Origin of the sequence: Novosphingobium naphthalenivorans NBRC 102051 (assembly GCF_001590985.1) — a bacterium.
In the GTDB taxonomy this organism is placed as follows: Bacteria; Pseudomonadota; Alphaproteobacteria; order Sphingomonadales; family Sphingomonadaceae; genus Novosphingobium; species Novosphingobium naphthalenivorans.
In genome coordinates, this window is sequence record NZ_BCTX01000142.1 from 1 (window position 1) to 6,158 (window position 6,158).

Genomic DNA, 6,158 nt, shown 5'->3' on the forward strand with positions numbered 1-6,158 from the left:
CCCTCCACCACGCTTCGCGCGGTCCCCCTCCCCGAGGCAAGCTCGGGGAGGAACTCAAGTTCGAATATCTCCACCTGCCGCGCCTTCAGCGCCACCTCTTCGCCCGCCCGCGCCAGATCGTAGGCCCTCTGCCCGTCAACCTTGAGCGCCGAATAGGCCGGCGGCACTTGCTCGATCGGCCCGGTGAAGCGCGGCAGCACTGCCTGCACCTGCTCGCGCGTGGGCCGCACCGCGCTGGTGGCGATCACCGCGCCTTCCAAGTCCAGCGTATCGGTCTCCTCGCCGAAGCGGACCGTGAACTCATAGATCTTGCTGGCATCGAGCATCCGCCCGGTCAGCTTCGTCGCCTCGCCCACGGCCACCGGGAGAATCCCCGAGGCCAGCGGATCGAGCGTGCCGCCGTGGCCGACTTTCACTTTCTTGCCGTATCCCGCTTCGCGCAGATTGCGTTTCACGGCGGCCACGGCCTGGGTCGAGCCGAGCCCGATGGGTTTGTCGAGAATGATCCAGCCGTGCGGTGCGGGAAGCGGGGGGAGCGTCATCGCGCCCCCATGTGCGCCGCATCGGCTTTGGTCAACGGCGCGGGCAGGCTTACTTCGCCTTCTTCGTATGCTTTACCGGCGGGCCATCGACTTTCACGAAAGAGGTCAACGGATAGCGCTGCCCGTGGATATAGACCGCGCTCCACCGGTCGAGCGTCCCGTTGGGCCGCGTATCGAGGCCGATGAACGTCACGAAGGGGAGATCGGGCGAAAAGCCCATCAGCTCGGCCTTGTACCAGTTCCGGCGGCTGTCCTGGAAATAGAGCGTGTGGTTGCCTTCCGCGCTCCAGTCCCACACGCCGCCGTGATTGGCGAAGGGGATGGAAGCTTCGGCCTGCCGCTTGGATGCCTGCGGCTGTGACTGCGACTCCGGCTGGGACTGGGACTGGGCCGGTTCGGCCATCGCCGGAAACGGCGCTGCGGCCAGCAGGGCCACCGGGAGGAGGAGAGAAAGGGGCTTCATCATCGGATCCTTTCCTGTGTTCCCCGCCAGCCCGAGATCGTCACGGCCGGCCCGCTGCGCAAGGCGCACGGGACAAAGTGATACAAACCTGACGGCTGCGTGAATGACCGCGAACCGGCGCTCAGATGCCCGCGACGAGCCGCACCAGATTCTCATAGAAACCGCCCAGCCACGCCACTGGCGGCAGCACCATGCGCTCGATGATCCCCCAACCCGGAAACAGCCGCGGGATGACCAGCAGCACCACCAGAACCAGCATGATGCCATAGGGCCGCAGCCGCGCATAGGTGCGCGCCGCGCTGCGCGGCAGCAGCCCTTCGACGATATGCGATCCGTCGAAAGGCGGTATCGGCAGCAGGTTGAAGAAGGCCAGGAACAGGTTGATCGCGATGAAGTTGCCGAGGTTCTGCGCCAGGAACACGAGCCCGGCCGCCTCGCTGCTCCCGGCGAAACGGAACAGCAGCCCCAGCAGCACGGCCCCGGCCGCCGCCAGCACGAGGTTCATCGCCGGGCCCGCGGCGGCGACCGCCATCATGCCCCGCCGCGGATCGCGCAGCCGCCACTTGTTGACCGGCACCGGCTTGGCCCAGCCGAACGCCGTATGCGTGGTCAGCCACAGCAGGCCGGGCACGATCAGCGTGCCAAAGGGATCGACATGGCGCAGCGGATTGAGGCTGAGCCGCCGCTGCTCGCGCGCGGTCGGATCGCCCAGCATCAGCGCCACCCAGCCGTGCGCCACTTCATGGAAGACGATGGCGATGATAAGGGGAAGGATGATCGCCGCGATCTGCAGCACAGTGTCGTTCATGTACCCCATCTAGGCACGGCGCACGCTCCCCGCAATGGCGCCTTCCGGTCAGACCGGATAGCCGAGTTCCTCCAGCGGCAGGTCGCGCAGCGCCATCAGCCGCCGGTTGCTTTGCGGATAGTGCTCGGCAATGCGCTCGCGCAGGCGCCCGGAAAGGCGTGCGGGCCTGCGGTTGATCACCGGCACCCGGCCGACCAGCCACTTGGCGCCGTGGCGCATGACCTGCCCGCCCGGCAAGTCGATGATGCGGTCCTTGTTCACCACCGACTGGCGCGTGAACAGGTTCACCGCGCGCATCGCCGTCAGCCCGGCCGCGCCCAGCGAGCGGTTCGCGCGCGAACCCTCGGGCGGCAGGTCTTCCAGCGACAGGCCGAGATCGCTTTCCATCCGGGCAATCAGCGAAGCGCGGTCCCGCAACCATTCATAGGGATAGACGTGCACCTGCTCGCGCCCGAACAGAGCATCGTAATGCGCCACGAGGCGATCATACTCGAAGTGCTCGAATTCGAAGACCGGTGCTTTCCACGGCCGGGTGAGCGCCCCGCGCACATAGCGCGTGGTCTCGAAATAGCGTTTCGGCCCCCAGGTCCCGCCACCCGACACATATTGCGCATAGCTGGCCCGGCAGATGTCGAACTGGTTGCGGATGAACATCACGATCCGCGCATCGGGAAAGACGGCCTTGATCCGCCGCGCCATTTCCGGAGCCAGAAAGCCGTGCAGGCCGCCATTGTGAATATAGCCGGAGAGGTTTTCCTCGCTGAGCAGGACCGGCCGGTTGCGCCCGTTCAGCGACAGCACCTCACGCGCCCTGTCCGGGCAGAAGTGCAGGCCCGAAGGCGCAATGAAAGCGTCCTGCACCGTCTTGCGCGGCACATAGTCATGGCTGGTGGCGCGCGGAAACACCTGCTTCTGCAGCCATGTCGTCGCCGTCTTGTGGTAGCCCAGATGGACAATCGTGTTCTGCATGCGACCCGCTCCGCACCCGTTTCGTTATTAGAGCGATTTTTGACCGAAGACGTTGCAATAAAATTTCCGTATGTTGCTACAAGATTCCGGATCGTTTCGCAAAACACCCCGCCCGGCCGCAGCCCCGGGACAGCCCGGAAACATCCGGCTCAGCGCCCCAGCGCCTCGCTGAAATGGCGCCGGCACAGCGCCACATAGCGATCGTTCCCGCCGATTTCGGTCTGCGCCCCCTCGGCGACGGCCCGGCCTTCCGCATCGACCCGCAGGTTCATCGAGGCCTTGCGCCCGCAATGGCAGACCGCCTTGAGCTCCACCAAGGTATCGGCAATGCCGAGCAGGACCGCCGAGCCGGAAAACAGCTCTCCGCGAAAGTCGGTGCGCAGGCCATAGCACAGCACCGGAATGCCCACCCGGTCGGCGATGTCCGCGCACTGCCAGACCTGCTCCGCCGTCAGGAACTGCGCCTCGTCCACCAGCACGCAGGACAAGGGTTCCACCGCATGGACCGCCTGCACTTTGGCCAGGATATCCGTGTCCGCGGTGAAGCGGCAGGCGCCCGCGTGCAGACCGATGCGGCTTTCGATCGCATGACCCTCGCCGCGTGGCCCGCTGCGATCGTCGATAGCCGCCGTCCACAGCATCGTGCGCATACCGCGCTCGTGGTAATTGAAATTCGCCTGCAGCAGCGTGGTGGACTTGCCCGCATTCATGCTGGCATAATAAAAATAGAGCTTGGCCATCGTAGCTGGGGATAACACCGCCTGCTGCACCATGCACGGGATTGCCCGTAGTTCTCCCCGTATGAATGACATTAACCATGCATCCTGTAGGGAAACGCGCGATGGTGCGGGGGAGTCAGGAATGAAGAGAATCATGGCCATGGTCGCGGTGCTCGCCATCGCTGCCGGAGCGGCTGCCTACGTCGCCGCATCACCGCATTCGATCACGGGCGGCCCCTTCACCGCGCTCGATGCCGCGGCGACCAGCCTGATCGCGATCGCCGGGCGCAGCGGAGCCGTGCTGGGCGTTCTGGCACTGGGCCTGGTACTTTCCCTTCTCACGTTCATGGCCTTGCGCGACCGCACTGCACCGCGCCCCGCTGCGAAGGCGCCCAAGCCGGTCAAGCGCCGGCAAAAACAGGCGGACACCGCGCCGGGGCCGGTCTGGACTCCCGAACCGCTGTCATCCGAAGACAGGATTGCCAGCCTGCGCCGCCGCACCGCGGGCGAAACCAGCCGGACACTGCCCGCCGCAGCGGCGGATACCCCGCCCCCGCGCCCCGTCGTTCTCGTGCGCAAGCCGCGCGATCGCACGCGCGACTGGTTTGACGACAAGAGCTGGCTCGGCGGCCTGCCCAAGCTGGGCCAGGCCGCATGGCCCCGTGACGCCAGCGGTACTCCCCTGCCCTTCGCCGCCCAGATCGACCTTGCGGAACTGGCCGCCGCCTGCCCGGAAAGCCCGCTGCCCCGCACCGGGTCGCTCGCGTTCTTTCTGGGCACCGGCACGGTTCTTCACCTGCCCGCCGGGGAGCAGGCCTTTTCCGAAGTGCCCGACGATCTGCCCGCCGCGTTCGACGAGGGCGGATATCCCTTCCCCGCCCAGCCCACGCGCCTCAGCCGTCCGTTCTTCCCGTTCTGGCCGGTCGAACCCGTCGTGCTGGATCTGCCCGCGGAGCTTCGCGACCCTCGCGATCCCGCGCTCGGCAAGGCGATCGGGGACGCCATGGGCAACCTGCTGGCACAGCACGCCGCCCCGCGCAGTGCCGCATTCTCCGCGGAGGATGGCGGCCCGGCGGCGCCCCCGCTGTGGTGGCACGGGGTTAATCACCTGGCCGATCAGCTCCATTCCGCACTGGACGGCGCGGCACGGCTCGTCTCGCTCCGGCGCGACAGCCTGCAACAGGCCGAGACGGCGCTGGCAGCGCTCGAAGCCGGCGGCGACGCGGACGGTATCCGCATCGCCGCCGCCCGCGAGGAACTGGCCCGCAGGCGCGCGGCGCTCGCCGCGATCGAGGCGCAGCGCGACGGCTTGCCCGACATGATCGCCGCCATCGACCTGTTCGTCACCGACCGCGACACATGGCAGCGGCTCGACAATGAGGAACGCGCCGTGATCGAGGATTTCCTGGCCGAGCTCCACGCCAGCTACGGCGATGTCACCCGGCACCACGCACCGCACTCGACCGGCGAACTGGCCACGCTTTCGCTGCGGACGATGATGACCGACACGTCCGAAGCGCTTGATGCCATGCCCGAGGACCAGCTCGTGCGGATCAACCGCGAATACCGCCTGCCAGTGATGGACCAGCACCAGATGTTCGGTCTCGCCGGCGGCAAGTCCGCCAGCCGCGAGGAGCACAGGGACGACATCCTGCTGCTGCAGCTCGCCTATGACGACATGATGGAATGGCGCTGGAGCGACGTCGGCCTGTTCCAGTTCTGGATCAGCCGGGCCGATGCCGCAGCCGGCAAATGGGATGCCGCGCAGCTGACTTTCGGAAGCGCCTGAACGCCAATCCGGCCTGTTGTGGTGGAAACAAAGTTCACCTCATCATTCGTCGCCCCCGCGAAAGCGGGGGCCCCGCTGCTCTTTCTTACGCTACGCTGCCAGAAGCGGGATCCCCGCCTTCGCGGGGATGACGGGGAATAGCGACACGAACTTCCAATTCAGGTGACTAGCAAGCCGGCCGCACCTTTGTCAGCTTACCCGCTTTCATTGACAGACGCGGCTTTGCAGCGCAGCCTGCCGGGCAACTGTAATCCGAAGGGAGACCCATGCGCCGCAGAACGGGAATCGTCTCGGCGATCCTGTCCATCGTCCTCATGGCCGCGGCTCCGCCCGGGCCGTGGCGCTACCGGATCGATCCCGAAGCCAGCGGCGTGAATGCACGGGTCGCGTTTCTCGGCCTGTCCAGCAAGACGGCGCAATTTCCCGCGGTCATGGGCAGGCTTTCCCTGCCCGATGCCGCCACTACAGCGCCGACAAGCGCCATAGCGCTCGACGTGACGCTGGACGCGCGGAGGCTGCAAGCGGGCGATGCGCTCACGCTGAAGCGGCTCAAGGGCGAAGATTTCTTCGATGTCGCGCACTATCCCACCGTCACCTTTTCCGGCGAGACGCTGCGCATGACGGCCGGGCAGACGGCAGAGATCACCGGGAAACTGACCGTGCGCGGCGTGACCCGCCCGGAAACGCTCCACGTCACGTTCAGCGAACCGCCGGCCGAAACGCTGGGGTCACGCCCGATCCAGCTGACCGGCACGATGCGGATCGACCGCCGCGCTTATGGCATGACCGCGTGGTCGCTCGTCGTCGGCCGGAAAGTCGACATCACGATCAGGACGCGGATGGTTCCGTCTTAGCGACGGCGCCCTAG

Annotated in this window: 7 protein-coding genes; 2 read left to right on the forward strand and 5 right to left on the reverse strand. The window is 66.6% G+C overall.

Annotated elements, in window-relative coordinates; translation table 11 throughout:
- The 5 genes from truB to NN5_RS23750 all read right to left on the reverse strand — a co-directional run.
- The coding region (gene truB / locus NN5_RS23730; RefSeq protein WP_157081308.1) for a tRNA pseudouridine(55) synthase TruB at positions 1-542 on the reverse strand (542 nt) is incomplete at its 3' end.
- A 49-nt stretch (positions 543-591) separates the two neighbouring features.
- Positions 592-1,008 (reverse strand): DUF6491 family protein, encoded by a 417-nt coding sequence (locus tag NN5_RS23735; RefSeq protein ID WP_245656683.1) that lies wholly within the window; start codon positions 1,006-1,008, stop codon positions 592-594.
- A gap of 118 nt (positions 1,009-1,126) precedes the next feature.
- Positions 1,127-1,813, reverse strand: a complete 687-nt coding sequence (locus NN5_RS23740) for a site-2 protease family protein (protein WP_067739033.1) — start codon at positions 1,811-1,813, stop codon at positions 1,127-1,129.
- A gap of 48 nt (positions 1,814-1,861) precedes the next feature.
- Complete coding sequence (locus tag NN5_RS23745) at positions 1,862-2,782, reverse strand: sulfotransferase family protein (protein WP_067739018.1); 921 nt, start codon at positions 2,780-2,782, stop codon at positions 1,862-1,864.
- Between the two features lie 149 nt (positions 2,783-2,931).
- Positions 2,932-3,522 carry a thymidine kinase gene (locus tag NN5_RS23750; protein WP_067739021.1) on the reverse strand — a complete coding sequence of 197 codons (591 nt, stop codon included), beginning with the start codon at positions 3,520-3,522 and terminating at the stop codon, positions 2,932-2,934.
- Between the two features lie 121 nt (positions 3,523-3,643).
- Here NN5_RS23750 and NN5_RS23755 point away from each other — a divergent pair, with 121 nt between their 5' ends.
- The gene (locus NN5_RS23755) at positions 3,644-5,290 is read left to right on the forward strand and encodes a DUF1963 domain-containing protein (RefSeq protein WP_067739024.1); all 1,647 of its coding nucleotides are present in this window, start codon (positions 3,644-3,646) and stop codon (positions 5,288-5,290) included.
- 266 nt (positions 5,291-5,556) lie between these two features.
- Positions 5,557-6,144, forward strand: coding sequence for a YceI family protein (locus NN5_RS23760; RefSeq protein ID WP_067739027.1), 588 nt, complete (start codon positions 5,557-5,559; stop codon positions 6,142-6,144).
- Positions 6,145-6,158 lie beyond the last annotated feature (14 nt).